Raw genomic sequence first — 24729 nt, forward strand, 5'->3', positions numbered from 1 at the left:
TACTGTGGGCGGCATGAGCACTGCGCCCGAGACGATCGACGTCGCCCCGCCGTCCGGCCGCGGTGTGTCGGCCACCTGGTGGTACACCCTCGTGTCGGCGGGATCGTTCGTGCTCGCCGTGCTGTTCGTCTGGTCCGTGCCGGTCCTCGTCGGCGATCCGCAGCCGTGGCGCGTCGCCGCGTACTTCGGGAGCGCCGCGGTCTGGTGCGCCGCCTTCGCGGTCCTGGTCCTGCGCTACCGCCGGGCGCGGGAGGACTCGCCCGTCGGCCCCTCGGCGGTCCTCGTCGTCGGAGTCGCAGCGGCGGCCGGCGTCGGGGCGGCGACCGGCAGCGTCACCTCCGCGCTCTCCCTCGCGTTCGTCCTGGTCGGCGTCCTGCCGTGGCCGCGGGGCGTCCGCGGTCGCCTCACCGCGCTCCTCACCGTCGTCCTCGTGGTGTCCGCGGCACTCGAGCACGAGCGGCTGAGCGCCGGACCGCTGTCCGAGGCCGACCTGTGGCCGATGATGCTGATCTTCGCCGCCGCGCTGCCGTTCTCGATCGTCAGCATGCTCTGGTGGTGGGACATCGTGCGCGAGCTCGACCGCGCCCGGGCGGCGGAGGGTCGCCTCGCGGCCGCGCAGGAGCGGCTGATCCTCGCGGGCGACGTCCACGACCTGCAGGGGCACCACCTCCAGGTCATCGCCCTGCAGCTCGAACTCGCCGAGCGCCTCCTCCGCGACGATCCCGACGGAGCCCTCGATCAGCTCCGCGCCGCTCAGCGCAGCGTCGACGGCGCCCGTACCGGCACCCGCGACCTCGCTACGCGCTTCCGCAGCGTCTCGCTCTCGGACGAGCTCGAGAACGCCGCCGACCTCCTCCGCTCGGCCGGGCTGCGCGTGCAGCTCGACATCGGCCCGGAGGCGGACCTCGCGCCCGCCGACGCCCTCGGCCCCGTGGTCCGCGAGAGCACGACCAACATCCTCAAGCACGGCGGAGGCGAGTCCGCCCGCCTGCGGCTCGCCCGCGAGGACGGCCAGTGGCGCTTCCACGCCGAGAACGACCTCCCCGCCGAGCCCGAGGCGCCCGACGAGCAGGGCGCCGGCATCGCCGGCATGACCGAGCGGATCGAGCGCGCCGGCGGCACGCTGCGCACCCGTCCGACGCGGCGCACCTTCGAGCTCGAGGCGCGCCTGCCCGTCGGAGGTGCGCGGTGATCCGCGTGCTCCTCGCCGACGACGAGGACATGATCCGCACGGCTCTCGCCGCGCTGCTCCGCCTCGAGGACGACCTCGAGATCGTCGGCGAGTGCCGCGACGGCGAGGAGGCGGTGGCCGAAGCGCTGCGCCTCGAGCCCGACGTCTGCCTCTTCGACGTCGAGATGCCCGGCATGGACGGCATCGAGGCCGCGGAGCGACTGCGCCGCTCCTCCGCCACCCGCGTCGTGGTCGTGACCCGCCACGCCCGCCCCGGGGTGCTGCGCCGAGCGCTGGCCGTGGGAGTCGCGGGCTTCCTCCCCAAGTCGCGCCGCGCCGAGGACGTCGCCAGGTGATCCGCCTGGTCGCGAGCGGACGCCGCTACGTCGATCCCGAGATCGCCGCCGACGCCCTCGCCACGACGCGCAGCCCCCTCACCGACCGCGAGCTCGACGTGCTGAGCGCCGGCTCCCGCGGCGAGACCATCGGGCAGATCGGAGCCGCGCTGCACCTCTCGAACGGCACCGTCCGCAACCACGTCTCGTCGATCCTCCGCAAGCTGCAGGTCGACACCCGCCAGCGCGCGGTGATCGAGGCCCGCGAGCACGGCTGGATCTGAGCGCGTCGCTCCGGCCCGACGGCCGAGGCCTGCAGAAGTGAGGCTGAGAGGCGGGGATCGGCGCAGGTGACGCGCGATCGGCCTCTCAGCCTGAGTCCTGAGGGGTTTCAGCCGGTGACCGACCGCGGCCGCCCCGCCCTCAGTGCCCGCGCGCGATCCACTCCTCGCGATGCGGCGCCTCCGCCCCGATCGTCGTCGAGTCGCCGTGCCCGGTGCGCACGACCGTGTCCGCCGGCAGCGTCAGCAGCCGATCGGTGATCGACTCGATGATCGTCGGGAAGTCGCTGTAGGAGCGGCCGGTCGCGCCGGGTCCGCCCTGGAAGAGCGTGTCGCCCGTGAAGACCGTGCCGAGCTCCTCGGCCACGAAGCAGACCGCTCCGGGCGAGTGGCCCGGCGTGTGCCGCACCTCGAGCTCGATGCCGGCCACGGCGATCCGCTGCCCGTCGACGAGCGCCGCGCTCGGCGCGCTGTCGGGGTGCACCACGTCCCAGAGCATGCGGTCGGAGTCGTGCAGCAGCACGGGCGCACCCGTCGCCTCGCGCACGCCCGCCACCGCGTCGATGTGGTCGTCGTGGGCGTGGGTCAGCAGCACGGCTACGAGAGTGCGGTCGCCGACCGCCGCCAGGATCGCGTCGGCGTCGTGCGCCGCATCGATGACGACGCACTCGGAGTCGTCGCCGACGATCCACACGTTGTTGTCGACGTCCCAGGTCCCGCCGTCGAGGCTGAACGTCCCGCTGGTGACGAGGTGGTCGATCCGCGCGCCCATCAGAGCACCACCACCGAGCGCAGCACGTCGCCGCCGGCCATCGTGGCGAAGGCCTGCTCGATGCCGCGGATGCCGATCCGCTCGCTCACGAACTCGTCCAGGGGCAGTCGGCCCTGCAGGTAGAGGTCGGTCAGCATCGGGAAGTCACGCTCGGGCAGGCAGTCGCCGTACCAGCTCGACTTCAGCGATCCGCCGCGGCCGAAGACGTCGAGGAGGGGGATCTCGAGGGTCATCTCGGGCGTCGGCACCCCGACGAGCACCACGGTGCCGGCGAGATCGCGGGCGTAGAACGCCTGGCGCCAGGTCTCGGGACGGCCGACCGCGTCGATCACGACGTCGGCGCCGAACGTGTCCGTCAGCTCCTGCACCGCGGAGACGACTCCCGCCTCGTCGAGACCGCTCGAGTCGACGACGTGGGTCGCGCCGAGCTTCTGCGCGGCGACCAGCTTCTTGGGGTCGCGGTCGATCGCGATGATCGTGCTCGCTCCGGCCAGCTTCGCGCCGACGACGGCGGCGGTGCCGACTCCGCCGCAGCCGATGACGGCCACGGAGTCGCCGCGCGTGACGTTGCCGGTGTTCATCGCGGCGCCGAGGCCGGCCATGATGCCGCAGCCCAGCAGGCCCACGGCGGCGGGGTCGGCCGACGGGTCGACCTTCGTGCACTGCTTGGCGTGCACGAGCGTCTTCTCGGCGAAGGCGCCGATGCCCAGCGCGGGGCTGAGCTCCGTGCCGTCCTCGAGGGTCATCTTCTGGGTGGCGTTGAAGGTGGTGAAGCAGTACCAGGCTCCGCGCGCACGCAGGCGCGGCACTCGCCGCAGACCGCGCGCCAGTTGAGCACGACGAAGTCGCCGACGGAGACGTGCGTCACTCCCTCGCCGATCGCGCTGACCCGGCCCGCCGCCTCGTGCCCGAGCAGGAACGGGAAGTCGTCGCTGATCCCGCCCTCGCGGTAGTGGTAATCGGTGTGGCAGACACCGCAGGTCTCGATGTCGACGACGGCCTCGCCGGGCCCGGGGTCCGGGATCACGATGTCGACGAGCTCCACGGGAGCGCCCTTCGATCGGGCGATGACTCCGCTCACAGTGGTGGGCATGGGGGCTCCTTCGTCGGGCGGGGGTGGTGCTCGGAACCGTTCCACCGTACCGGCCGGGACCCTCGGCGCCGTGAAGGGGAGCGACCCGCACCCGCCCGCGGTCTAGGGTCGGGGGCAGCGCCGCGATCGCCGTGCTCCGAGCACGAGGAGGATCGCCGTGGAACGTCAGCAGGCGGAGGATCACGTCCGCACCGCGCAGAGCCGCGCCGAGTCGTTCGGCAGCGGTCGCCTCGTGTCGACGTTCTCCGTGCGGCACCGCCTGGGGCTCGACGTCGCATTCGTGCTCGACGGCGCCGCGGGCGACTTCCAGATCGGCATGGGCGCCGCCTCCGAGGACTACAGCTCGGTGATGTCGCTCGGAGTCGACAGCCGCGAGGGCCGCCTGCGCGCCGTCGGACTCTGGACGGTCGACGGCCGCGCCGAGAAGCTCGCCGCCCGCATCCTCCTCCACGACAGCGGGCTAATCGTCGTCGAGGCCGCGCCGCTGCCCCTCGCGAAGCGCCCCCGGTCGCTCAAGTGCTGGTCGTTCCTCCGCCAGGACGGAGTGGACCACCACTCCGACGTCATCGGCGTCGTCTCCCCCGAGCTGGCCGCCCTGCCCCCGGTGACCCTGAGGACCTACCCGCGCTGACGGGTCGGCCCGCGTCCTGAGGACCGTCCTCGGGGAACCCCCGAGCCCACCCGCTCGATCGCCCGGAGGCGATCGGCTCGCCGATAGAGACGTCCCCGCGCGCCCCGCCCAGCGTCTCGGCGGCTCCGCCGCAGACCCTTCCCAGGTTGGCGCGTCGCACCCTTCGCTACAGTTGACCCCAGCAAGGGGAGTACTCCCGTCTGCGGTGAGCCCGTCATTACGAATGCGACAGAGCATTCCGGGCCATCGGCTCCGCCCGTGAAGACCTGAGGTCCGCGGCGGAGTGGAGGAGACCTTGGTGTCATCCTGACCACCCACCCCTTGGAGTACGCCGTGCAGGTCACCCCCGCCGTCTGGCTGATCACGATCGCCGTGACGATCGCCTTCTTCGTCTACGAGTTCTTCGTCCACGTGAGGAAGCCCCACGAACCGACCATCGGCGAGTCCGCCCGCTGGTCGGCCTTCTACATCGGCCTCGCGCTGCTGTTCGGCGTCGGCATCGGCGTCGTCACCGACTGGCGCTACGGCGGCGAGTACTTCGCCGGCTATCTCACCGAGAAGGCGCTGTCGCTCGACAACCTCTTCATCTTCCTCATCATCATGAGCGGCTTCGCGGTGCCGAAGAAGTACCAGCAGAAGGTGCTGATGATCGGCATCGTCATCGCGCTGATCATGCGCGGAGCGTTCATCGCCGTCGGTGCGGCGCTGATCGAGAACTTCTCGTGGGTCTTCTACCTCTTCGGCGCCCTGCTCTTCGTCCTCGCCTACCAGCAGATCAAGGGCGACCACGGCGACCCGTCGAACAACGCCTTCATGCGCCTGGTGCGCCGCATCCTCCCCGTCACCGACGAGTACCACGGCGACAAGCTGACGGTGAAGAAGGGCGGCAAGCGCTTCGTCACCCCGATGCTGCTGACGATCGTCGCGATCGGCTTCATCGACCTCGTCTTCGCGCTCGACTCCATCCCCGCGATCTACGGTCTGACCAGCGAGGCCTACATCGTGTTCACCGCGAACGCCTTCGCGCTGATGGGTCTGCGCCAGCTGTTCTTCCTCATCGGCGGACTGCTCGAGCGCCTCGTCTACCTCAGCCAGGGCCTGGCCGTGATCCTCGCGTTCATCGCCGTGAAGCTCGTGTTCCACGCCCTCCACGTCAACGAGGTGCCCTTCATCAACGGCGGCGAGCCGCTGCTGTGGGTGCCCGAGATCCCGATCTGGTTCTCGCTCACCTTCATCGGAGCGACGATCGCCGTCGCCACGGTCGCGAGCCTGCTCAAGACCCGCGGCGACCGGGGCAGGTCCGACCGCGCGAGCGTCGACGGCGAGCCGATCGAGACCGCGAAGGACGTCGACTCGCGCACCGACGCGTAGCACTCCGCACCGCACGCAGCGCCGCCCGGGAGGCCGTTCCTCCCGGGCGGCGCTGTGCCGTCGGGCCGCCGTGCCGTCGAGCGGCGCTGAACCGTCAGCTCTCGAGCACGAAGTCGACCGGCGTCGACACCACGCCGTTCGCCTGCACGGTGACGGAGTGGGCGCCCGGGTAGTACCGCCGGGTCGTGATCTCGCGGAACGAGTGCGTCCGGGTCACGGTCGTCCTCTCGCCCGCGGCGAAGCGCCGGGTCGCGAGGCGGAAGGTCTTGGGTCGGACGGAGCCGTCGGCCCGCTGGAAGCCGATCGAGTAGTCGATGACGACCGTCGCCTCCGTCCCGCCCTCGTTGACGACCTCGGCCGAGATCTCGACGGAGCCGCCCCAGGGCACCGCGTCGACGGAGAGACTCGGTCGGCCGACCTGCAGCAGTCCGCCGTCGAAGCCCGCGAGGACGAGCGCTGTCGGGTGGCCCTTCTTCAGCAGGGTCCTGAGTGCGTGGCGCACCACCCGGGGCGTGTTCGCGTCCGGGTCCGCCGACCAGCCCGCAGCCGTCTCGACCACGAGCTCCGGATCGATGCGACTGAGGTCGTTCAGGTGGTTGGCCGTCGAGCGGCGCACGTACTCGGACTCGTCCCGGTAGGAGGCGTCGAGGATCCCGCGGGTCGCACGCGGGTGCGCGAGCAGCCACGGCACCCGCTTCGCCCAGGGCAGGAAGGCGCGCGAGCCCTCGGTGGCGAGCCGCCGCACGTGCTCGTTCTCGTGGTCCGTCCAGGCGAGCATCACCGCGAGCGCCCGCTCGGGCCGGGCGATCAGCAGGTCGCGGATCGCGAACTCGCCGGTCAGGCCGACGGTGAGCCGCGCGAGGAGCGCGAGCGCCGCGTCGAACTGCTCGGCGGATCCGCTCTCGAGAGCGCGGCCGGTGACGAGCTCCGTCACCGGCCAGATCATCCAGCCCTCGAGGAGCTGCTGCTCGACGAGATCGAGGACGAGGCTCTCGACGGCCGGGAACCCTGCGGGCAGGTCGCTCAGCAGCGCGTCGCGCACGAGGTCCACGCGCTGCCGGAGCCGGAGGCCGTCCAGTGATCCGCTCACCGCGGCGAGCGCCGGCAGCTCCTCCGGACCCACCGCCCGGATCGACGCGGCCAGCCGCTCGACGACCTCCGGGCCGATCAGATCGTCCATCGCGCCCACGGTGCACCCCTTCCGTCGTGTCGGATCAGGGTCCCATGCACGCCGCGTCCGGGGTCCGTGGATCTCGATCCGCCCGCTCCGCGGGCTGCTCGATCAGCAGAGCGCGCCGCCCCTCTCGATGACACCCTTGCTGGTCGAGCACCCCCGCAGGGGCGTCCCGAGACCCGCGTCCACCGAGGACCGACCCCTCAGATCTCCGTCCGCTCCACGTCGACGACCTCGCGCCGCAGCTCTTCGGTCACGTCGCGCTCCCCCGCGACCGACGACACCCGGAGCGTCACACGCTCGACGGGCACGACGGTCCGGGTGATCCCGATCCGCTCCTCGTGCAGGATCACGACGACCGGCTCGACAGGAGCGGCCGCTCCGCCGCCCGGCAGCGGATCGCCGCCCTCGAGCGGCTCCCGCACAAGGCGGATCTCCTCGCGGCGGACGTCGACGGTGATCGTCCGCTGCTCGGTGACGACGACGCGCTCGAGCCGGACGCGCTCGGTCGCGAACCGCCGCGTCGAGACGGCGAGTCGCTCCTCGTGCAGAACGACGGACGGAGGGATCTCGGGCGACGCGCTCATGCGAGGAGCCGGGAACAGGGATGCATGGTGTCTCCGATGTGATGCGATGCGATGCGATGCGAGGAGCGGACCGGCGACGGGAGCGCCGGGAAGAAGGGAACGGCCGGTCCCACTCCTAGGAGCGGGACCGGCCGGTGGAGTGCTGCCGGGTCAGACCGCGCGGCGCGCGCTGGTCTTCTGACCGGTCTGCTGCTTCGCGGCCTCGGCGGCGCGCGACGCCTGCTCCGTCACGGACGGGGCGTTCTTCGCCTCCTGCTGGATCTTGGGCGCCTCGGCCTCGGCCTTGGTGAGGATCGCCTCCCAGCGCTGCTGCATCGGCTTGATGAGGCCGCCGCCGGCACCGACGATGATGCGCGGCGATGATCGCGAGCACGGCGATGAGGATCGGCGTGCTGACGGTCGTGGCGACCTCGATCTGGTTCAGGGCCGCGGTGGCTCCGAGGAACAGGATGAAGATCGCGACGATGTTGCCGAGGAGCTTGCCGTAGGACAGGCCGCCCAGGGTGTTCTGGATGAGCCCCTTGGCGCCCGCGGCGATCGCGGCGGCGATCACGATGATGATGATCGCGACGATGATCTTCGGCAGGAAGCCGATGATGCCCTGGAGCAGGTCGCTGACGGGGTTCGGTCCGAAGACACCGAACGCGAACTGGAGCACGAACAGCACGAGCGTGTAGTAGATGATCTTCGACACGATGTCGGAGGCGTCGAGCTTCGAGTTCGCGAGCGCCTTCTTGATGCCGCCGCGCTCGACGGCGCGGTCGAAGCCGACCTTCGTCAGCAGCCGCGAGAGGCCCTTCTCGATGAGCTTGGCGACGATGAGGCCGACGATGAGGATGAGCAGGAAGAGCAGCGCGAGCGGGACGAACGCGATGACCGCGGCCAGACCGTTCTGCAGTGCGGCGGGGAAGTCCATGGGGGAGCCTTTCGGGCGGGGAGGGCGGGGAGGGTGCGGGGACGGGGCGGTGCGGCCGATCGGGTGGTCGGCCGCACCGGTGCGCGACTAGCGGGTGCCGGTCTCGTCGGTGGTCGTGGTGCGGGTGGTGGTCGGGTCGACGAGCTCGATCTCCTCGTGCGAGACCTCCTCCTCCACGCGCTGCTGCTCGGTGACGGTCTCGGTGCCGAGGCTGACGCGCTCGACGGGGACGGTCTCCTTGGCGGTGACGACGCGCTCCTCGGTGAGGACCACCTCGTGCTCCTCCTCGCTGAGGTCCGGGCCCGCGAGGGCGTCGCCGGCGTTGGCCTCGGTGATCGGCTCGCGCGTCAGGGTGACCTCGTCGTGGCTGACCGGGACGGTCCGGGTGACCTGCTCGGTCACGATGTGCTTGCGCAGGCGGGCGCGGCCGGCCTCGACCGTCTCGGTGCCCACGCGCAGGCGCTCCTCGGAGCGCGTCATCGCGTCGTCGGTCGTGGGGCCGGAGGTGTCGTGGCCCTCCGTGCCGCGGCCGGTCGTGCCGCGGTCCGTCGTGTCGTGGCCGTCGGTCACGAAGTCGGTGGTCGAGCCGGTGTCGGCGTCCTGGTCGTAGAGCGGGCTCTCGGCGCGGGTGCCGCCGACTCCGTAGTAGGAGTACAGGGCCTGCTCGTCGTCGGCGGTCAGGGCGCCGTCGTCCTCGATGCGCGGAGCGTCCTTGACGAACGCCTTCTCGTAGGCGACGCGGACCACTCCGCCGTCGAACGACGCGTCGCTCAGCGGGGCGAACGACTCCGAGGAGCCGAAGAGACCGGTGCGGATGGTGACCCAGGTGGGCTGCTGGCTGGCGGTGTCGACGTAGACCTGGCCGACGGTGCCGATCTTGGAGTCGTCGGTGCCGCGGACGTCGGCGCCGATCAGGTCGTCAACGGTGCTGCTGTCGATCATGGTGCACTCTCTTTCGCCGGGCACTGGCCCGGATAGCGGTGACGGACGGACGAGCGGTCCGGACGCGCTCCCGGTCTGGGAGCGCTCTCCGATTCCCCGGAGGAACTGGACCGGCCGCGGAGCGAGCTCGTGCAGTCGCCCCGCTGGGAACGGACTTACGGTGTAAGCCCTGGTGAACCTTACGGCGTAAGCGTCACTAGGGTGGAAGAGCTTGTGCGCCGCTCTCCGACCTGATATCCGGACCGCCTGGAGCCCCGCAGAGAGGTGTCATCCGTGGTCGATCACGCTCGAACGTCCCGATCCGGCTCGTCGGCGCCGCGGCTCAGCCGCGACCTGATCATCGACACCGCCCTCGCCCACATCGACCGATCGGGAGCCGAGGCCCTCTCGATGCGGTCGCTCGCGCAGGAGCTGGGCGTCGAGGCCATGTCGCTCTACCGCTACGTGCACGGCAAGGAGGACCTCCTCGAGGGCGTCATCGCCGTGCTGATGAAGGACCTCACTGCGACTCTCGCCGACGCGGACGCCCAGCACTGGCAGGAGTTCCTGCAGACCGCCGCCCACGCGGTGCGCCGCATCGCGATCGACCACCCGAGGGCGTTCCCCCTGGTCGCGACCCGGCACCCGGCTGCTCCCTGGCTGCGCCCGCCGCTGCGGAGCATCGAGGTCGTCGACACCTTCCTCACGACCCTGACGGCCAACGGCTTCACCGACGAGCAGGCCGTCGGCGCCTACCGCTCGTTCAGCAGCTTCCTGCTCGGCCAGCTGCTCCTGCAGTCCGCGGTCCTCGGCGCCGAGACGTCGCCGACCGACCTCCCGCTCGACGAGGGCGACGCCGACATCCCGCAGCGGGACGGCAACCTCTCCCTCGACTCCGCGCCCGAGGTCCGGCGCCTGCGCACCCTGCTCAGCCAGGACCGCAGCACCGAGGAGTTCGAGATCTCCCTCGAGACCCTCCTCGACCGCCTCGACCTGCAGCTCTCGCAGTAGGCTGGCGCCGCCCGCTCGCTCGCTGGTCGAGTAGCCCCGGAGGGGCCTATCGAGACCTGCCGGGCTCAGCAGATCGGGACCATGATCAGGTCTTCTGGAGAGTGTGGATCTCGATACGCCCGCTGCGCGGGCTACTCGATCAGCAAGCAGGCAGCCATTCGCATGAGGTGACTCCTCCTCGCAGAACCACCCGCATCGCGAGAACCCGCCGGGGCGCGGATCACCCGAAGATCCGCGCCCCGGCGGGCACGACAGTCCTACGCCCTCAGAGCGCGGGAGTCCAGATGCGCATCGTCGACGGCCCGCGGTTCGCCCAGGTGTAGTACGGCCGGAACTCGACGTCGAAGCGCTGCTCCACGGAGACCGGAGCGGCCCCGTACGCCCACGCCTCCTCCTGCGCGCTCACCGCCGCGATCGCCGCGCGGGCGCCGCCGTCGGGCGCCGCGACCGGCTCCACCGAGCGGTCGATCGCGATGTGCTCGGTGTCGAGTCCGGCGGGCAGGTCGATCGACTCGACCGCCAGCACGAAGGGCCCGCGCTCGAGCGCGACCTGCCCGCGGACGGCGTCGATGCGCGGATGGGGCGTCACGAATCGCGCGGTCATCGGGAGCGACAGCCGCACGACCTCGCCCGCGCGGAAGGCGCGCCGTACGGTCACCGTGTCGCGCGACTCCTCGACCGGAGCGCCGTCGAGCAGCGCCGAGCCGCGGGCCCACGGCGGGATGCGCAGGGTGAGCGAGAACTCCGCGTCCTGCTCGATGCGCACCGCGATCGCCCCGTCGGCGGGGTACTCGGTCTCGACCTGCAGGGCGATGCCGCCGGTCTCGACCCGGTAGGCGCCGTACTGGTGCAGCTGCACCCCGTCGTCGTCGGCCGTCGCGAAGCCCAGCTCGACGCTCGCGAGCGTCCGCGCCGTGTTCGTCGGGCAGCAGGACACCCAGAACCAGGGAGCCCGCAGGCTCGACTGCGCCCGGTCGGTCTCGACCGACTCGTCGGGCTCCACTCCGTCGACCCGCTGCTGCAGGGTGTTCGTGTAGAAGAAGGCGCGGCCGTCGGCGCGGGTCGCCGGCAGCACCGCGTTCAGCAGGGTCCGTTCGATCAGGTCGGCGCAGGCCGTGTCCCCCGAGCGCAGCAGCAGCCGCCAGCTGAGCATGTCGGAGGCGATGGCCGCGCAGGTCTCCGCGTAGGCGCGGTCCGAGGGCAGCTCGTAGTCGGCTCCGAACGCCTCGTCCTGGTGGTGCGAGCCCATGCCGCCCGTGATGTACGTGCGCCGCGCGACGGTGCTCGACCACTGGCGCCGCACGGCGTCCTCGAGCTCGGCGTCGCCGGTCTCGACCGCCACGTCGAGGGCCCCGGAGGCGAGGTACAGCGCGCGGACCGCGTGGCCGCGCAGGACATCCGCCTTGCGGACGGGGACGTCGTCCTGGAAGTACTCCGGACCGAACTGCACGGCGCCGAGGGTGCCCGTGCCGCGGCGCTCGACGAAGAGGCGCGCGAGCTCGAGCCAGCGGCCGTCCCCCGTGGCTCGGGCGAACTCGGCGAGCGCCGGCTCGATCTCGGGGTGCCCGCAGACCGCGACGCGCCCGCCGGGTCCGAACTCGCGCCAGACGTGCTCGGCCAGCCGCCGCGCCACCGCGGGCAGCAGGTCGTCGTGCCCCGTGCGCAGCCGCGCCACGGCCGCCTGGATCAGGTGCCCGAACGAGTACAGCTCGTGCCCCCACTCCAGATTCGAGTACCGCGCGGGCTGCCCCTCGCGGCCGAAGCTCGTGTGCAGGTAGCCGTCCTCCTCCTGCGCCGCGGCGACCCGGGCGACGAGGGCGTCGTAGGAGGAGGCGAGCTCCGCGTCGTCCGACCGCCCCAGCTCCCAGGCCATCGCCTCGAGCAGCTTGTAGACCTCCGAGTCGACGAACTCGATGCCCGCGTGCCGGTTCCCGGCGGCGTCAGAGATCGTGCCGTCGGCCGCGCGGTCGAAGTTGCCGGCCCAGCCCACGCGCTCGATCCACGAGAGGCAGTGGCCGATCACGGCCTGCGCGCCGAGGTCCTGGTACTGCTTCCAGAAGCCGCCGGTCAGTCGGATCTCGTGCTGCCCGAGCGGGCGCAGCCGGCCGGAGCCGGGGGCGACCGGCCCGCCGAGGGCGGTGGTGGTCGCGGGGGACGTCGTGGTCACGGAGTTCTCCTAGGTGGAACGGTCAGTCCTTGACGGCGCCGGCGGTGACTCCTGCGGAGACGTAGCGCTGGGCGACGACGAGGAGCACGGCGGCGGGGAGGGAGGCGACGACGGCGGTCGCCATGATCGAGTTCCACTCCTGGTTGTTGTTGCCGATGTAGCGGTAGATGCCGAGCGTGATCGGCTGCAGATCGCCTCCGCTGTCGAGCGTCGAGGCGAAGACGAAGTCGGACCACGCCCAGAGGAACGCGAAGAGCGAGACGGTGACGACGGAGTTGCGGCTGATCGGCATGACCACCGACGTGAAGGTGCGCCAGGCGCTCGCGCCGTCCATCCGCGCCGCCTGGGTCAGCTCGTCCGGGATCCCCGACATGAACGCGGTGAAGATCAGCACGCCGAACGGCACCGCGATCGTGGAGTCGGCGACGATCAGCCCGGCCACCGAGTTCAGGAGCCCGAGGTTGAGGTAGATGGCGTAGAAGCCCATCGCCATGATGATCGCCGGGATCATCTGCGCGATCAGCAGCACGAACGAGACCGCGTTCCCTCCGCGCGGCCGCAGCTTCGCCAGCGAGTAGGCGGCCGGAGCGGCGATGACGACCGTGAGCACGACCGTCCCGAGCCCGACGATCAGGCTCGTGCCGAGGAACGGCAACTGCTCGCGCAGCACCGCCTCGTAGCCCGTGAAGGTGGGCGAGAGCGGGAACCAGTCCGGCGGATCCTTGCGCATCGAGCCGGTCGGGGTGAGCGAGACGTTCACCATCCAGTAGACGGGGAACAGCATGATCCCGGTGAGCACGAGGCCGATCGCGGTCAGCCACCAGGGCCTGCGCGCGGTCACGACTGCGCCTGCTTCCGCTGCACCCGGATGTAGACGACGCCGAAGGCGAGCGCCAGGAGGATCAGCAGGTTGCCGACGGCCGCCGCGGGTCCGAAGTCGGGCAGCATCGAGCCGAAGCCGAGCTGGTAGGTCCAGGTCGCGAGCGTGGTGGAGGAGTCGGCCGGGCCGCCCTTCGTCATGATCCAGATGATGTCGAACACCTTCAGCGTGTAGACGAGGCCGAGCAGGATCGTGATCGCCGAGACCGGCCGCAGCAGCGGCAGCGTGATGCGCCAGAACTGCTGGGCGCCGGTCGCGCCGTCGAGCGAGGCCGCCTCGTAGAGGTCCTGCGAGATGTTCTGCAGACCGGAGTAGAGGATCACGAGGTTGAACGGGATCCCGATCCAGATGTTGGCGATCAGCACCGCGATCAGCGAGGTCGACGGCGACGTGAGCCAGTTGATCTGCCCGATGCCGAACGACTCCAGGAACGCGTTGACGATGCCGGATTCGCTGTTCAGCATCCACGACCAGGTCGACGCCGACACGATCAGCGGCAGGAGCCACGGCACCAGGAACAGCGCCCGCAGCGTCGCCGAGAGCGGGAAAGTCCGGTAGAAGAAGACCGCCAGCGCGAGCCCGATCGAGAACTGGAACGCGATCGAGACGACCGTGAAGACGGCCGTGTGCAGGAGCGCCGGCCCGAAGGTCGCGTCCTGGAACACCCGGATGTAGTTGTCGAACCAGATGAACGCCGCGTCGCCCTGCACGAACGAGCGGACCGTGTAGTCCTTCAGGCTCAGCTCGAGGTTGCGGTAGAGCGGGAACGCGTAGAAGACGAGCAGGTAGGCGACCAGCGGAGCGAGGAACGCCCACGCGATCAGCCGGCTGCCCTCGAGGCGCGTGCGGCGCCGGGGCGGAGAGACGTCCGCGGGGGCGGCGTCCCTCCGCTCGCCCGCGCGCTGCAGCAGCCGGGCGGTCTCGGTGGTGGTGGTCATGATCTCTTCCCTCCGACGGCCGGGCCGGTGCGCGCGGCACCGGCCCGGCCCCTCCGGCTACTTCGTGGCGGACTCGGCCGCGGCCTGGGCGGCCTTCAGCGCGTCCTCGGGCGACTGCGCGCCGCTCAGCGCGTTCTGCACGGCCGACCAGAGCTGCTCCGAGATCTGCGGGTACTTCGTGCCGAGATCGTCCGAGGTGCGGCCCTTGGCGGACTGCACCGCCTCGACCCAGGGCTCGAGATCGGCGTTCGCGGCGACCTGCGCGTCCTGGGCCTCGGCGGTCGGCGCGATGTACGAGAGCGTCGTGTCGGTCGTGACCAGGTTGTCGGTCGACGTCAGGCACTCCGCGATCGCCGCGGTGGTCTCGTAGCGCGACTCGTCGCTCTGCACCGGGAGGGTGAGGAACTCGCCTCCGGTCGGCGCCGGGGCGGATCCGCCGTCGATCGCGGGGATCGTGAGGATCCCGTAGTCGATGCCGGACGCCTTCGCGTTCGCGAGCTGCCAGGTGCCGTTCTCGCCGAACGCGAACTCGCCGGTCTCGAACTCCTGCCAGCTGGTGGTCTGCGTGTTGCCGATGACCGAGTTGGGCGCGTAGCCCTTCTCGACCCAGTCGGTCCAGAGCGAGACGGCCTGGACGGCCTCGGGCGAGTCGAGCTCGGTGAGCTCGGCGCCCGATCCCCAGAACCACGGGAGGAACTGGAAGCTCCCCTCCTCCGTGCCGATGCCCGAGAACGTGATGCCCTTGCCGCCCGAGGCGGTGACCTTCGCGAGCGCGTCGGTCAGGCTCGCCCAGTCAGTGACGGAGGCGATGTCGACGCCCGCCGCGGCGAGGACCGTCTTGTTGTAGTAGAGCGCGAGCGTGTTGGCCCCGATCGGCACGCCGAACGTGTCGCCGCCGGTCTGCCCCGCCGCGAGGATGTTCGCGTCGATGTCGCCGGTCTCGAGCCCGTTCTCGGCGGTGGTGGTCAGGATCCCCGACTCGGCCAGCGTCGAGACGACGGGGTTGTCGACGAGCAGGATGTCGGGCGAGTTCCCCTGCTGCCCCGCGAGCAGGGCCTTGTTGGTCAGGTCGGTGGTGTCGTAGCCGGTCCGCTCGACCGTCACGCCCGCCTCCGTGCCGCAGGCGTCGATGAGCTGAGCCCACTCGCTGCTCTCGTCGAACTGGGGGTAGGGGTCCCAGAACGTGTAGGTTCCTCCCGCGGCCGAGGTGGAGCCGCCCCCGGATCCTCCTGCGCAGCCGGTCAGTGCGGCCGCCGCCGCTCCCAGCGCGACGGCGGCGCTGAGGCCCCGTGCGTACTTCCTCGTCCTCACGGATGTTCCCTTCGTCGTTGACGGGTCCGTCCCGGTCCGCTCACCGCGGTACCGAAACTACTTTCTGCGGGTTGAACCTACGCAGGCGGCCACCGGTCGTCAAGAGATCATTGCGTTTCGGTCTTTTCGGGTTTTCGCGGACTCGTGCGAGGATCGGGCGGAGCGCTCATCCGCGCCGCCGATCGGAGGACGCCGTGACCCCGCGCAAACCCACAGGCTCGATCACCCTGACCGACGTCGCCCGCGTCGCCGGCGTCTCGGTCGCCACAGCATCGAAGGCCCTGAACAACCGCGATCAGGTGCGCGCCGAGACCCGTCAGCGCGTCCTCGACGCCGCCGCCTCGCTGTCGTTCACCCCGAACCCGTTCGCCAAGGCCCTGAACTCGTCGCGCACCGGCACCATCGGCATGCTCACCAGCGACCTCGACAACCGCTTCGTGCTGCCGGTCCTCCTCGGCGCCGAAGACGCGTTCGGCGCCGGCTCCACCTCGGTCCTGCTCTGCGACGCCCGCGGCGACTCCATCCGCGAGCAGCACCACATCAAGAACCTGCTCGCCAAGCGCGTCGACGGCATCGTCGTCCTCGGCCGCACCACCAACTCGCGCCCGTCGATCACGAGCACGATCCCGGTGCCCGTCGTCTACGCCTACGCCCCCTCGGAGGATCCCGCCGACTCCTCCTTCACGCCCGACAACGCGCAGGCCGGCGTCCTCGCCGCGAGTCATCTGCTCGACCGCGGCCGCCGCCGCATCGCCCTCATCAACGGCGAGCCCAGCTACGCGGCCGCCCGCGATCGCGCCGCGGGCGTGCAGCAGGCGCTGACGGAGGCGGGCCTGCCGCTGGTCGGCGGCGACGTGCTCTACGGCCAGTGGTCCGAGAGCTGGGGCCGGCAGTGCGCGGAGGAGCTCGTGAACGCGCACCCGGACCTCGACGCGATCATCTGCGCGAGCGACCAGATCGCGCGCGGTGCGCTGGACCACCTGCGCGAGAGCGGGCGGCGGGTGCCGCGGGACCACCTGCGCGAGAGCGGGCGGCGGGTGCCGCGGGACGTGGCGGTCGTGGGCTTCGACAACTGGGATCTGCTCGTCGAGGCGGCGCGGCCGCCGCTCTCGAGCATCGACATGCAGCTCGAGACGCTGGGGCGCGCCGCGGCGGAGGAGCTGTCGCACGCGATCCGCGGCGGAGCGACGCCGGGCGTCCGGCGCATGCCGGTGCGGCTGGTACCGCGGGAGTCGTCGGCGTGAGGGGTGGGAGCCCGACGAGCACAGCCGCGTTCGTCGCCGGCGTTCCCTTCCGAGGGCAGCAGCTGTCATCCTCGACTGAGGACGTCTCTCGATATCGAGTGCTCGGTCAGCCTGGACGTGATCCCGTGCAGTCGCCGTAACGTCCACTGGGCACCCCTCCTCCCTCACTCGCCCATCCGGGACCGGCCCGGTGAGAGCCTGAAAGGCCTGAACGCATGACCGACTCCCCGCGCCCCACCTCCGGGCTCTCCCGCCGCACCGTGCTCGCCGGATCCGTCGCCGGCGTCGGCGCCGCCCTCGCCTTCGCCTCGCCGGCGGCGGCCGCGAACTACACGGCGATTCCCAAGCTTCCCGGTGAGGTGTCGCGGATGGAGACCAAGACTTCTCGCACAGGGAGGAGGTCGTACGAGGTCGTCGACGTCGTCGTCGCCGGTGACCGCGCCCGTCTGTTCATCCCGCACTCGGCGAAGCCGTCTCTGACCACGGGCCGCGGATTCATCTGGTACTTCCACGCCCGCGGCGGCAACCACACAGCGCTCTCCAGCGCCTTCGCGTACACCGCCGACCAGGCGGTGGACAAGGGCATGATCAGCATCTGCCCGACCTACGGCGGCAGCATCTGGACCAGCCAGCGCGCGATCGACATCCTCAACGCCGTGGTCAAGTGGGTCACCGGGATCTGGAAGGTCGACGTCAGCTTCCTCCGCGCCAACTCCGGCGGCGGCCCCCTGATGACCTGGGCCTACGGCAACCGGCTCATCCCCGACATCCGCGGGGCCTATCTCTGCAGCGGCACCTTCGACATGGTCGAGAAGGCCACGCGCGACCCCGCCACCGTGATGCAGTACTACAACAACGACATGAACCTCGTCGCCGCCACCAACCCGGCACGCCTCCCTCAGTCCGTGTGGAGGAACACCCGCTTCCGCATCACCGGGTCTCTCGACGACACCGTCGTGCCGTTCGAGAAGCACGGTGTCGTGCTCTACAACCAGTCACGCCCGGTCGCGAAAGAGGCGACCATCAAGTACCACAGCGGCGAGGGCACCCCGACCGGGCACGTGTTCCCCACCTTCACCAACCAGGACATGCTCGACCACTTCCAGCGCTGGCTCACCGAAGGACCCGCCGAGGAGGCCCCGGAACCCGCAGTCCCCGGAGCGGGCACCTATCAGAACGGGTCCGCGTTCATCGCTACCCAGGGCACCTGGTCCACTCTCTCCTCCACCGCCGACAGCGGCGGCAGCATCGCCTACTCCACCACCACCGGGGCGTCGGCGACCCTGAGGTTCACCGGCACGAAGGTCAGCTGGGTGAGCCGGAAGACCAGCTCCTCCGGCAGCAACGAGGTCTACATCGACGGGAAGCTCATCACCGTCGTCGACCGCTACAGCGCTACCACCCGCTACGCGCAGACCGTCTGGACCAGCGGCACCCTCGCCGCCGGCACCCACACCATCATGATCAAGCGCGGCAGCACCAAGAATCCCGCCTCCACCGGATCGAACATCATCCTCGACGCCTTCATCGTCGGCTGACACGACGGAGCGACGCGGAGACGAGCGGCGGATCGATGAGGCATCCTCCGGCGCTCGCACATCGCGTCCAGTGCCGACGAGCTGCGCCTGGATCCGATCCGCGCTCGACGCCCTCCGTCGCGGCCGCTCGCCCAGTCTCGGCTGCTGCATCCGCCGACCCCGTTCGCGCTTCCAGTGCGGAGCCTTCGTCCGGCCTGACTCGTCACGGGTGCTCGAGGAGGCCGAGCGGGTGTCACGGGTCGTGTGCGACATCGCTCGGCCCGGATGAGGGCGACCACCGCACTGCATCCAGGTCGTTACCGGAAGAGGGGACCGCCCGTCCCTCGTCCGCTCCGGCGTTCGCCCACGATCACAGGAGAGCCGATCTCTCGACCGTGTAGAGCTCCTTCACCTGCTCGGCGGTGAGCGCCCGGTCCCAGACGCGGAGTCGCGCGAGAGTTCCCTTGAAGCGGTTGATCATCCCTCCGTCGCGACCGACTGCGCCGACGACGAAGTCGCCCGGAGCCGCGTTCAGACCCTCGTCGAAGCGATAGGGGTTCTTGGCGTACGTCGCTCCGAGCTTGTCGGTGAACTTCGGATAGCCCGTGGCCGTGCCGTCGAGGTACGACACCGCTTCCGCTCCGTCGTACGTGCCGACGTGCAGCTGCCACACGCCGCGGGTGATGCGCCGGGGCTCGACGGAGTAGTCGCGCGAGAACGGGTAGCCCGGCGTCGGCCCTCCGGTCTTCGAGACGTGCATGCACACCCGCTCCCAGCCGCCGTACTCCGGCAGGTTGTTGAACAGCGCGTAGGAGCGCAACGGCCCCACGGTGGACTCCTCCCACACGCCGGCGAGGCAGGAGCCGCCGGGGGCGGAGCTGAGGACCCAGACGGCGATCGTGACCGCTCCCGTCGAGGCGCCGAGATTGAGCGGGCCGAGCTCGCCCTTGGGCACCATCAGATGATCGGTGCTGCCGTTGAAGGAGACGCCCTCCCCGAACGGGGTGCTGACGCGCTGCGCGCTGGATCCGACGCCCTGCTGGAGGGCGGGAGCTCCGGCCACGGCGGACGCGAAGGGAGCGCTGCTCTCGGCGAAGGACCACTCGGCGGCCGGGACCGGCACCGTCGTCGCGGGCGCGACGGTGCGTCGCTGACGACGAAGGCGTCGAGGATCAGAGTGGAGCCCGTGGCCGCCGGATTGCGGGTGGTCCCGCGGGAGATCGTGATTGTGTGAGGTCCGGCCGGCAGCGGGCCGCTGCTCCAGACCGTCTGCTTCGATCGGGTCGTCGCGCTGTAGCGGTCGACGGAGGCGACCTTCACGCCGTCCAACTCGACCTCGTTGATCCCCGACGAACCCGTCAGACGACTGACCCAGCTGATGCTCGTACCCGTGAACGCGAACGTCGCCGAGGCGCCCGCCGTGGTCGAGTACGCGATGCTCCCGCCACTGTCCGCCGCCGACCTCAGGGTCGACCACGTGCCCGTCGTCGTGATCGCCTCGGACCCGTCCTCGTACGTCCCCGCACCCGGAAGCACCGTCGCGGGCGGCGGCGTCGCGTCGCTGACGACGAACGCGTCGAGGATCAGAGTCGAGCCCGTGGCCGCAGGATTGCGGGTCGTCCCGCGGGAGATCGTGACCGTGTGAGGTCCGGCCGGCAGCGGGCCGCTGCTCCACACTGTCTGCTTCGAACGGGTCGTCGCGCTGTAGCGGTCGACGGACGCGACCTTCACACCGTCGACCAGAACCTCGTTGACGCCCGACGAGCTCGTCAGACGGCTCACCCAGCTCACGCCCGTGCCCGTGAACGCGAACGTCGCCGAGGCGCCCGCCGTGGTCGAGTACACGATGCTCCCGCCACTGTCCGCCGCCGACTTCAGCGTCGACCACGTGCCCGTCGTCGTGATCGCCTCGGACCCGTCCTCGTACGTCCCCGCACCTGGAAGCACCGTCGCGGGCGGCGGCGTCGCGTCGCTGACGACGAACGCGTCGAGGATCAGAGTCGAGCCCGTGGCCGCAGGATTGCGGGTCGTCCCGCGGGAGATCGTGACCGTGTGAGGTCCGGCCGGCAGCGGGCCGCTGCTCCAGACCGTCTGCTTCGATCGAGTCGTCGCGCTGTAGCGGTCGACGGAGGCGACCTTCACGCCGTCCAACTCGACCTCGTTGATCCCCGACGAACCCGTCAGACGACTGACCCAGCTGATGCCCGTGCCCGTGAACGCGAACGTCGCCGAGCGCCCGCCGTGGTCGAGTACGCGATGCTCCCGCCACTGTCCGCCGCCGACTTCAGCGTCGACCACGTGCCCGTCGTGACGATCCCCTCGGCGCCGTTCTCGTACGTCCCCGCCCCTGGGAGGACCGCCGCCGGCGGCTCCGCCTCGGGTACCGGCCCCTCGGCGAGCCAGCGCTGGAAGGTGTCCAGCATGTCCTTGTTCGTGAAGCTCGGGACGGCGTGCCCGCCGGTGCCCTCGCCCGGGTGGGAGCGGAGGGTCGCCTCCTTCGCGACCGGCAGAGCGGCCGCGTGCAGAGCGGTGCCGTGCTTCGCGAAGGGCACGACGACGTCGTCCGGAGAGCCCGTGATGCGGAGCCGGGCGTTGCGCCAAACGTCCTGCGGAAGACGAGCAGGATTCGCCGCGACGATGGCTGCGAAGTCGGGGAAGTGCGGAACCACCTTGTCCGGCTCGCTGGTCGCGCGCTCCTCCAGATCGTAGGAGCTGCTGCTGAGGTAGGCGCCGAGGACCTTCGGGACGAGGCGGTTGGCGTAGGCCCACGCGAGCAGGGGTCCGCCGCCGGAGTCGGAGCGCAGCAGACTCGCGTCGATGCGCCAGAGGGACGAGGCCCAGGCGGCCACGGCGACCTGGATCTCGAGCGCCCGAGCGCTCGTCCAGATGCTCCCGCCGTAGGTGGGGCAGATGCTGATGATGCCGCGATCGACGGCCAGATCCGCCGAATAGGCGAAGGCGCTGGAGAGCGCCGTGTGGGTCCCGTTGCGGGCGTGGTAGTACCAGAGCATCGTCGCTCCGACGCTCTGCGAGGGCGCCGATGCGTGCGGGACGAAGAGTCGGGCACGGTCTCCCGCGACGACCACGTCGATGATCTCGTAGCGCTTCCTCCCCGTGCGCGACGTGGCGGTCGCCAGGCGGGACACCTCGCCGGGGAGCTTGGGGACCGCTCCGACGTCACCCGCGGCGAGCGCCGGAGCAGCGAAGACGACGGCACCCGCGCCGGCCAGAGAGCCTGCGAGGATCGCCCGCCTGGACACAGCGGAGAGAGCCTTCGGAGGAGTGGTCATCGCTGTCGAGCCTTCCGGTCGTCTCTCCGCGAGGACGATGTTCGACACGAGAGGAGGGGGGTCGCAGATACCGACGGACGGCGGGAAAGCCCTGTCCATCATCTGTCGTAGAGAGTCTAGGTGGAGAGGACGTCGGGTGTCAGCCCGGAGAGACATCGTGTCCTCACCTGATCACGGACGCCTCCGTCCGCCGGCCTCCTCCGCATCCTCGGGATGGTGCCAGGGCCCCGCTCCCTCTCGGGCACTGAGCCGTTCCGCTCACCGAAGCGCTTCCCGCGGACCTCGATGGATCCGCGGGATCGCACCCTACGAGCGCAGCGCGCCCCGCTCGGCCGATGCCCGCCCCTCCGCCACCCGCATCGTCCCGCCCGCCTGCGCCGCGAACGCCCGAGCGGTCGCCGCGATCGTCCGCTGCATCACCCGCACGGCCGCCGTCGGCTCCAGATCAGCCGGCCGCGCCAGGCTGATGGTCCGGGTCAGCCGCGTCGGCTCCTCGATCCGCAGAGACCGCAGCCCCGGCCGCCCCTGCAGCACCATCGCCGGCACGATCGCGACGCCCAGGCCCCGCTCGGCGAAGCGCAGCACCGCATCCATCTCCGCTCCCTCCAGCACCACGTCGGGCGTGAGACCGGCCGCCGAGAACGCCGCGTCGGTCGTGCGGCGCAGGTCGTAGCTCGAGTTGAAGACGATCTGCGGCAGACGGGCCACGGCCGCCAGATCGAGCGCGCCCGACTCGGCCAACGCCGGCTCGGCGGCCGACGAGACCACGACGAGCTCCTCGACGAGCAGCGGAGTCACGGTGAAGGCGCCGAGGGCCGCCGCGGTGGACGTCGTCACGAGTGCGAGGTCGAGCTCGCCCCGAGCGAGCCGGTCGAAGAGGCTGCGCGAGCCGTCCTCGGCGAGGTGCAGCTCGATGGCGGGGTGCGCCGCGTGGAACGCGTGCAGCACCTCGGCGACGAGGCTGATGCAGAGCGTCGGAGTCGCGCCGAACCGCACCCGGCCGCGCTCGAGCCCGGCCAGCTCCGCCAGCTCGCGGCGCACCGACTCGGCGTCGGCGAGCATGCGGCGCGCGAGCGGCAGGAGGAGCTCGCCCGCCGAGGTGAGCGTGTTGCCCGCGCGGGACCGGTGGAACAGCTCCGACCCCAGATCCTGCTCCAGCGCGGAGATTTGGCGGCTCAACGAGGCTGCGCCAGGTGCAGCGACTCGGCCGCTCGGGTGAAGCTGCCCGAGCGTGCGATCTCGACGAATCCGGTCAGCTGCTCGAAGTTCATCAACATAGCCTAAGCGCATCGCCAGCAGCCGGAAGATGCATTGGAGTAATACGAGCGGGATACCTAGCGTGGAGGCATGACCACTTCAGCGACCACCACCCCGGAGCGCCGGATCTCCACCTCCGTCCTCGTCATCGGCACCGGAGGCTCGGGCCTGCGCGCCGCGATCGAGCTGGCCGAGGCCGGCGTCGACGTCCTCGCGCTGGGCAAGCGCTCGAAGTCCGACGCCCACACCTCGCTCGCCGCCGGCGGCATCAACGCGGCCCTCGCCACGATGGACCCCGACGACAGCTGGCAGCAGCACGCCGCCGACACCATCACCGAGTCGTACCTGCTCGCGAACCCGCACACCGTCGAGATCGTCACGAAGAACGCCGCCCGCGGCATCCAGGACCTCGAGCGCTACGGCATGCCGTTCGCCCGCGAGGACGACGGCCGAATCTCGCAGCGCTTCTTCGGCGCGCACACCTACCGCCGCACCGCCTTCGCGGGCGACTACACCGGCCTCGAGATCCAGCGCACGCTCGTGAACCGCGCCGCCCAGCTCGAGATCCCGATCCTCGACACCGTCTACGTCACGCGCATCCTCGTCAACGACGACGGAGCCGTCTTCGGCGCCTACGGCTTCGACCTCGTCGACGGCACCCGCTACCTCATCCACGCCGACGCGGTGATCCTCGCCGCGGGCGGCCACAACCGCATCTGGCGCCGCACCTCCTCGCGCCGCGACGAGAACACGGGCGACTCGTTCCGCCTGGCCGTCGAGGCCGGCGGCCGCCTGCGCGACCCCGAGCTGGTGCAGTTCCACCCGTCGGGCATCATCGAGCCCGAGAACGCCGCCGGCACCCTCATCTCGGAGGCGGCGCGCGGCGAGGGCGGCATCCTCCGCAACGGCCTCGGCGAGCGGTTCATGCACGAGTACGACCCCGAGCGGCTCGAGCTCTCGACCCGCGACCGCGTCGCGCTGGCCTGCTACACCGAGATCAAGGAGGGTCGCGGCACGCCGAACGGCGGAGTCTGGCTCGACGTCTCGCACCTGCCGCGCGAGACGATCATGACCCGCCTCCCCCGCGTCTACCAGACGATGCTCGAGCTGCAGATGCTCGACATCACGACGGACCCGATCGAGATCGCGCCGACCGCGCACTACTCGATGGGCGGCGTCTGGGTCCGCTCGGACGACCACAGCACCGACGTCCCCGGCCTCTACGCCATCGGCGAGGCGTCCAGCGGTCTGCACGGCGCGAACCGGCTCGGCGGCAACTCGCTGATCGAGCTGCTCGTCTTCGGCCGCATCGTCGGACAGGCCGCCGCGGAGTACTCCGCCTCGCTCACCGCGCAGACCCGCTCGGCGGCGTCGCTGCAGGTCGCCCGCGACGAGATCGCCGACCTTCTCGCCGCCGACGGCACCGAGAACGTCCGCGCCCTGCAGCGCGCCATCCGCAACACGATGACCGAGCGCGCCGGAGTCGTCCGCGACGAGGCGGGCCTGCTCGCCGGCCTCGCCGAGCTCGACGCGATCGAGGCGCGCATCGCCGACATCGGCGTGCACCCCGACATCGCCGGCTTCCAGGACCTCGCGCACGCCTTCGACCTCAAGTCCGCCGCCATGGCCGCCCGCGCCACCCTCGAGGCCGCCCTCGAGCGCCGCGAGAGCCGCGGCTGCCACAACCGCAGCGACTACCCGGACCTCGACCCGGCTCTGCAGGTCAACCTGGTCTGGTCTCCCACCACCGGCATCACCCGCGAGGAGATCCCGGCGATCCCGGAGGAGATCGAGTCCCTCGTCCGCGAGGTGGCCACCGCGGGCAAGCTGCTCGAGTAGCCGGGCGCGCCCCCGCACGACGC

At 71.0% G+C, this 24729-nt stretch carries 21 protein-coding genes and 3 pseudogenes; 10 read left to right on the forward strand and 14 right to left on the reverse strand.

Annotated elements, in window-relative coordinates; genetic code table 11:
- The first annotated feature begins 13 nt into the window (after positions 1 to 13).
- Positions 14 to 1192, forward strand: coding sequence for a sensor histidine kinase (locus B0T42_RS00125; protein ID WP_158077988.1), 1179 nt, complete (start codon positions 14 to 16; stop codon positions 1190 to 1192).
- Positions 1189 to 1790 (forward strand): annotated as a pseudogene (locus B0T42_RS00130) (response regulator). The gene B0T42_RS00125 and the pseudogene B0T42_RS00130 overlap by 4 nt, the downstream one beginning before the upstream one ends.
- A gap of 139 nt (positions 1791 to 1929) precedes the next feature.
- On the opposite strand, the gene B0T42_RS00135 reads toward B0T42_RS00130, so the two are convergent.
- Positions 1930 to 2559, reverse strand: coding sequence for an MBL fold metallo-hydrolase (locus B0T42_RS00135; RefSeq protein ID WP_077221444.1), 630 nt, complete (start codon positions 2557 to 2559; stop codon positions 1930 to 1932).
- A pseudogene (locus tag B0T42_RS00140) lies at positions 2559 to 3652 on the reverse strand (S-(hydroxymethyl)mycothiol dehydrogenase). Before B0T42_RS00140 ends, B0T42_RS00135 begins: the two are co-directional and overlap by 1 nt.
- A 157-nt stretch (positions 3653 to 3809) precedes the next feature.
- Here B0T42_RS00140 and B0T42_RS00145 point away from each other — a divergent pair.
- Both B0T42_RS00145 and B0T42_RS00150 read left to right on the forward strand, forming a co-directional pair.
- Entirely contained in the window at positions 3810 to 4283 is a 474-nt protein-coding gene (locus B0T42_RS00145) for a hypothetical protein (RefSeq protein WP_077221445.1), read from the forward strand.
- A 333-nt stretch (positions 4284 to 4616) separates the two neighbouring features.
- A complete protein-coding gene (locus tag B0T42_RS00150; RefSeq protein WP_077221545.1) occupies positions 4617 to 5654 on the forward strand; it encodes a TerC family protein in 1038 nt (345 codons plus the stop codon).
- A 94-nt stretch (positions 5655 to 5748) separates the two neighbouring features.
- On the opposite strand, the gene B0T42_RS00155 is transcribed toward B0T42_RS00150, so the two are convergent.
- From B0T42_RS00155 to B0T42_RS00170, 4 genes are all read right to left on the reverse strand, one after another.
- Complete coding sequence (locus B0T42_RS00155) at positions 5749 to 6834, reverse strand: DNA alkylation repair protein (protein ID WP_236720023.1); 1086 nt, start codon at positions 6832 to 6834, stop codon at positions 5749 to 5751.
- Between the two features lie 197 nt (positions 6835 to 7031).
- On the reverse strand, positions 7032 to 7415 hold the full coding sequence (locus B0T42_RS00160) for a YsnF/AvaK domain-containing protein (protein ID WP_077221447.1): 384 nt from the start codon (positions 7413 to 7415) through the stop codon (positions 7032 to 7034).
- A gap of 115 nt (positions 7416 to 7530) precedes the next feature.
- A complete protein-coding gene (locus tag B0T42_RS00165) occupies positions 7531 to 8331 on the reverse strand; it encodes a mechanosensitive ion channel family protein (protein ID WP_201788454.1) in 801 nt (266 codons plus the stop codon).
- A gap of 87 nt (positions 8332 to 8418) precedes the next feature.
- Complete coding sequence (locus tag B0T42_RS00170; RefSeq protein ID WP_077221448.1) at positions 8419 to 9273, reverse strand: PRC and DUF2382 domain-containing protein; 855 nt, start codon at positions 9271 to 9273, stop codon at positions 8419 to 8421.
- 273 nt (positions 9274 to 9546) lie between these two features.
- Here B0T42_RS00170 and B0T42_RS00175 point away from each other — a divergent pair, with 273 nt between their 5' ends.
- Positions 9547 to 10263 carry a TetR/AcrR family transcriptional regulator C-terminal domain-containing protein gene (locus tag B0T42_RS00175; RefSeq protein WP_094742637.1) on the forward strand — a complete coding sequence of 239 codons (717 nt, stop codon included), beginning with the start codon at positions 9547 to 9549 and terminating at the stop codon, positions 10261 to 10263.
- 265 nt (positions 10264 to 10528) lie between these two features.
- Here the strand turns inward: B0T42_RS00175 and B0T42_RS00180 are convergent, their stop codons facing one another.
- The 4 genes from B0T42_RS00180 to B0T42_RS00195 are packed head-to-tail and all read right to left on the reverse strand — an operon-like array spanning position 10529 to position 15559.
- Positions 10529 to 12430, reverse strand: a complete 1902-nt coding sequence (locus B0T42_RS00180; protein WP_077221450.1) for a glycoside hydrolase family 127 protein — start codon at positions 12428 to 12430, stop codon at positions 10529 to 10531.
- A gap of 22 nt (positions 12431 to 12452) precedes the next feature.
- The gene (locus tag B0T42_RS00185; RefSeq protein WP_094742638.1) at positions 12453 to 13271 is read right to left on the reverse strand and encodes a carbohydrate ABC transporter permease; all 819 of its coding nucleotides are present in this window, start codon (positions 13269 to 13271) and stop codon (positions 12453 to 12455) included.
- Positions 13268 to 14248, reverse strand: a complete 981-nt coding sequence (locus tag B0T42_RS00190) for a carbohydrate ABC transporter permease (RefSeq protein ID WP_077221451.1) — start codon at positions 14246 to 14248, stop codon at positions 13268 to 13270. The genes B0T42_RS00185 and B0T42_RS00190 overlap by 4 nt, the downstream gene beginning before the upstream one ends.
- A 57-nt stretch (positions 14249 to 14305) precedes the next feature.
- Entirely contained in the window at positions 14306 to 15559 is a 1254-nt protein-coding gene (locus B0T42_RS00195; protein ID WP_077221452.1) for a sugar ABC transporter substrate-binding protein, read from the reverse strand.
- A 194-nt stretch (positions 15560 to 15753) separates the two neighbouring features.
- Between B0T42_RS00195 and B0T42_RS00200 the strand changes: the two genes are divergently transcribed.
- Both B0T42_RS00200 and B0T42_RS00205 read left to right on the forward strand, forming a co-directional pair.
- The gene (locus B0T42_RS00200) at positions 15754 to 16803 is read left to right on the forward strand and encodes a LacI family DNA-binding transcriptional regulator (RefSeq protein WP_236720024.1); all 1050 of its coding nucleotides are present in this window, start codon (positions 15754 to 15756) and stop codon (positions 16801 to 16803) included.
- Between the two features lie 215 nt (positions 16804 to 17018).
- Positions 17019 to 18341, forward strand: a complete 1323-nt coding sequence (locus tag B0T42_RS00205) for a hypothetical protein (protein ID WP_077221454.1) — start codon at positions 17019 to 17021, stop codon at positions 18339 to 18341.
- Between the two features lie 349 nt (positions 18342 to 18690).
- Here B0T42_RS00205 and B0T42_RS00210 read toward each other — a convergent pair whose 3' ends face one another.
- Positions 18691 to 19383: a LamG domain-containing protein gene (locus B0T42_RS00210; RefSeq protein WP_139344358.1), complete on the reverse strand. Its 693-nt coding sequence runs from the start codon at positions 19381 to 19383 to the stop codon at positions 18691 to 18693.
- A gap of 327 nt (positions 19384 to 19710) precedes the next feature.
- Here B0T42_RS00210 and B0T42_RS00215 point away from each other — a divergent pair, with 327 nt between their 5' ends.
- Positions 19711 to 19965: a hypothetical protein gene (locus tag B0T42_RS00215; protein ID WP_139344359.1), complete on the forward strand. Its 255-nt coding sequence runs from the start codon at positions 19711 to 19713 to the stop codon at positions 19963 to 19965.
- 105 nt (positions 19966 to 20070) lie between these two features.
- Entirely contained in the window at positions 20071 to 20376 is a 306-nt protein-coding gene (locus B0T42_RS00220) for a hypothetical protein (RefSeq protein WP_077221457.1), read from the forward strand.
- Positions 20377 to 20500: 124 nt separating this feature from the next.
- Here B0T42_RS00220 and B0T42_RS00225 read toward each other — a convergent pair whose 3' ends face one another.
- From B0T42_RS00225 to B0T42_RS22145, 3 genes and pseudogenes are all read right to left on the reverse strand, one after another.
- Positions 20501 to 21610 (reverse strand): alpha/beta hydrolase family protein, encoded by a 1110-nt coding sequence (locus B0T42_RS00225; protein ID WP_077221458.1) that lies wholly within the window; start codon positions 21608 to 21610, stop codon positions 20501 to 20503.
- A gap of 306 nt (positions 21611 to 21916) precedes the next feature.
- Positions 21917 to 22672, reverse strand: coding sequence for a LysR family transcriptional regulator substrate-binding protein (locus B0T42_RS00230; protein ID WP_446737338.1), 756 nt, complete (start codon positions 22670 to 22672; stop codon positions 21917 to 21919).
- Between the two features lie 84 nt (positions 22673 to 22756).
- Positions 22757 to 22887 (reverse strand): annotated as a pseudogene (locus B0T42_RS22145) (LysR family transcriptional regulator); the annotation flags it as partial.
- A 70-nt stretch (positions 22888 to 22957) separates the two neighbouring features.
- Here B0T42_RS22145 and B0T42_RS00235 point away from each other — a divergent pair.
- The gene (locus tag B0T42_RS00235; RefSeq protein WP_077221459.1) at positions 22958 to 24706 is read left to right on the forward strand and encodes an L-aspartate oxidase; all 1749 of its coding nucleotides are present in this window, start codon (positions 22958 to 22960) and stop codon (positions 24704 to 24706) included.
- Positions 24707 to 24729: the final 23 nt, after the last annotated feature.

Origin of the sequence: Rathayibacter rhapontici (genome assembly GCF_001995175.1) — a bacterium.
Taxonomy (GTDB): domain Bacteria; phylum Actinomycetota; class Actinomycetes; order Actinomycetales; family Microbacteriaceae; genus Rathayibacter.